Source organism: Acidimicrobiales bacterium, from assembly GCA_036399815.1.
GTDB lineage: Bacteria > Actinomycetota > Acidimicrobiia > Acidimicrobiales > DASWMK01 > DASWMK01.
In genome coordinates, this window is sequence record DASWMK010000194.1 from 1 (window position 1) to 3,188 (window position 3,188).

Genomic DNA, 3,188 nt, shown 5'->3' on the forward strand with positions numbered 1-3,188 from the left:
GGTCTTCACGACCAACAGCCACCGCGCCGCCGCCCTCGCACCATGGCTCGAGACGTACAACACTCGACGCCGCCACAGCGCCATCGGAGGCAAACCACCGATCAGCCGACTGTCACCAACCTGATGGCCGAGTACACCTAGGCGCCGGTCGGGGACCGGGCGCCCGCGATCCGCGGGCGCCCGGTCGCCGTCCGGGTCAGTCGTCGTTCTGGATCGTGCCCCGGCCCTGGTTGTCGGCGATGGTGGCGCCGACCGGGTTGCTGAGGTTCACGTTGAACGTCTCGTTCGGCTCGACGGAGCTGTCGCCGATGACCGTGACGGTGACGTTCCTCGTCGTCACGCCGGCCGGGAAGGTCACCGTGCCGGTGCGGTGGGTGTAGTCGCTGCCGGCCGTGGCCGTGCCGGGGGCGGTCGCGTACTGCACGGTGACCGTGCCGGCCGCGGCCGCGGAGAGCGTCACCCGGAACTTGAACGTGGTGTTCGTGCCGGTGCCCTCGGCGGCGCTGCGGTTGCCGATGGCGATGGACGGCGTGGAGCCGCCTCCGGTCGTCCAGCCGATGTCCTTGAACAGGGCGAGCGTGAGCGCGCCGGGCACGTGGACGACCTCGCCGTTGTTCAGGATCGGCGTCATCAGCGCGTTGCCGTTCGGGGTCCCGGGCGGGAAGGCGGCCTCGTCGAAGTGCGAGTTGCTGGAGCCGCCCTGCCACGGGTTCGGGGCGTAGAGCTTGGCCCTGGCCCCGCCGTTGGCCGCCACGACGTTGGCGCCGCCGAAGTACACGGTGCCGTCGGTGAGCTGGGTCTTCAGCGCCGAGGACGGGTTCGGGTACACGCTCGTGTTGGTGAGCTGGTTCCCACCGGTCAGCGCCGACCACTCGCCGAGGTCGTAGTTGAGCGGGTAGACGTTCGTGCCGTCGGTGAAGCCCCAGCCGCCCTGGGTCCCGGAGACGCCGAAGCTGCTGAGGAAGCCGAGGCCGTGGCCGAGCTCGTGGAGCACGACGGTCATGAAGTCGTACTGGTTGGACGGCGTGTTGCCGTCGGTGCCGAGGTACCAGGCCGAGAACGCGCTGTTGAAGTTGGCGCTGATCTCGGTGGCCACGTTGCCCTCGCAGTTGCAGAGGGCCTCGGCGAGGGCCGCCGGGTACACGTGGTTGTCGCTCAGCAGGTAGAAGGCGTTCGGGCCGGCCGACCCGAGCACGCCGGTGCCGAGCGGCGTCCAGTTGGCGGTGACGTGGATGACCTTCGGCGAGGTGATGTTCGCCTCCCAGATGTCCACGGCGGCCTGGAACGCGGCCTGGGCCTGGGCCGAGAAGCCGTTGTAGGTCACCTGGATCGTGGCCGTGCGGGGCGCCGCGCTCGCCGTCGACGCGGCCCGCACCGGGGCCGGGGTCGTGGCGCTGTAGCCGGCCCGGACGGGGGTCGCCCCACCGGGGAAGCTCCGGACGATGCGCGGCCCGGCGGCCGCGCCGGCGCCCGCGGCCGGTAGCAGCGCGACGAGCGTGGACAGCAGAGCGGCGACGGCCAGGCCGGCCGCGATCCGCCCGGCGCGACGGGGCGCGCCGGAACGCGAGTGATTCATTGGTTCCCTCCCAGGAAGGCCCGCGGATGGGGCCGCCGACATAGTACGCAATGGACGGAGCGCTGTCGCCGTCTCCGGATACGCGGTTCAGTCGTCGTCGACGATCGTCCCGAGGCCGGACGCGTCCACCAGGCGGAGGTGGACGGGGTCCGACAGGCGGACCGTGAACGTCTCGTCGGCCTCGGCGGCGACGTCGCCGACGACGGTGACCGCCACCGTGCGCGACGCCTGGCCGGCCGCGAACGTGGCCGTCCCCGAGGCCGCCCGGTAGTCGCCCGGGGCCGTCGCCGAGCCGTCGGCCGTCGCCCACCGCACGCTGACCGGGCCGGCGGGCAGCAGGCTCAAGCTCACCGTGAAGCTCATGGTGAGGGTCCCGCCGTCGCCCTCGGTCACCGACCGGTTGCCGATCACCGCGCCTGCGCCGAGGGGCACGTTCACCGTCCAGCCGCTGTCGCGGAGGATGCCGAGGGCGATCGTGCCGGGGGCGTGGTGGACCTCGCCGTAGGCGATGGTCGGGGTCATCAGCGCATGCGGGTCCGACGCCGGGTAGGTGCCCTCGCTCAGGTGGTCGATGCTCGACCCGCTCCACGTCGACGGCGCCCACAGCCGGGGCCGCACGCCCCTCGCCGCCGTCACCGCCCAGTATCCGCCCTGGTAGACGGCGGTGCTGGTCAACTGGGTGGCGAGGGCCGAGGAGCCGTTGGCGAACGAGGCCACCAGGGTCTGGCCGGCGCCGTTCTGGACGGTCCGGTCGTAGGCCGTCGGCGACCCGTAGCCGAAGCCCCACCGGCCCACCCCGCCGGTGACCTCGAGCGAGGCCAGGAACCCGAGCCCGTGGCCGATCTCGTGCATGGCGACGGTGACGAGGTCGACGGTGCTCGACGGCGGGGTGCCGCCTGTCCCCGTGTACCAGGCCCCGAAGCTGCTGTTGAGGGTGAGGGTCACGTCCGGCGAGGCGGGATACAGGTCGGCGCCGTGGAGGGCGTTGGCGAGGGCCGCCGGGTAGAAGGTGTTGCCGATCGGGGCGCCGGTGAAGTCCCGGCTGAGGGTCGGCGTCCCGCCGTAGCCGAGCACCCCGGCGCCGAGCGGCGACCACGCGACGCTCACGGTGACCGGCACCGGGGAGGCGAGGTAGGGCGACCACAGGTCGGCGGCCGCCTGGACGGCGGTGCGGACCGAGGTGGGCACGGAGGACCCGAACGACAGCGAGAACCGGGCCGGCGCGCCCCTCGGCTGTGGCGCCGGCTCGGCCGGCGGCGCCACCCGCGGCGCCGGCGCGCCCGCCCGCGGCGCCGCCGTCACCCACGTCGGGCCGGGGACGGTCACGCCCCGGTCCGCTGCCGCACCCGCCGTCTCCGTCCCTGCCGCCACCGGGCCCGCGGCGAGCACCAGGGCCACCGCCGTCGCCGTCCACCGTCGCATGCGCCACCCATCGGCGCCGGCCGCCGGGGCCTGGAGGCGTCAGGGCAGGCGGGCCTCCCACCAGGCGAGCAGCGGGCCGGGGTCGGGCACCCGGTAGGCGGCGGCCATCGCCGCCCCGAGGGCGACCAGGTGCGCCCGCCGGCCGGCGTCGCCGGCCAGCGTGGCCAGGCGGGCCGCCGCCGCGCCGTCC

3 protein-coding genes are annotated in these 3,188 nt (G+C 74.3%); 1 reads left to right on the forward strand and 2 read right to left on the reverse strand.

Going from position 1 to position 3,188, the window contains the following annotated elements; translation table 11 throughout:
* The coding region (locus VGB14_14495; protein ID HEX9994134.1) for an integrase core domain-containing protein at positions 1–124 on the forward strand (124 nt) is incomplete at its 5' end.
* 72 nt (positions 125–196) lie between these two features.
* Here VGB14_14495 and VGB14_14500 read toward each other — a convergent pair.
* A complete protein-coding gene (locus VGB14_14500) occupies positions 197–1,576 on the reverse strand; it encodes a Calx-beta domain-containing protein (protein ID HEX9994135.1) in 1,380 nt (459 codons plus the stop codon).
* Positions 1,577–1,663: 87 nt separating this feature from the next.
* Entirely contained in the window at positions 1,664–2,998 is a 1,335-nt protein-coding gene (locus VGB14_14505; GenBank protein HEX9994136.1) for a Calx-beta domain-containing protein, read from the reverse strand.
* Positions 2,999–3,188 lie beyond the last annotated feature (190 nt).

Excerpts from the sequence above, each read along its gene's own strand:
- VGB14_14500 (HEX9994135.1), bottom strand. The coding sequence starts at position 1,576 with ATGAATCACTCGCGTTCCGGCGCGCCCCGTCGCGCCGGGCGGATCGCG.
- VGB14_14505 (HEX9994136.1), bottom strand. The coding sequence starts at position 2,998 with ATGCGACGGTGGACGGCGACGGCGGTGGCCCTGGTGCTCGCCGCGGGC.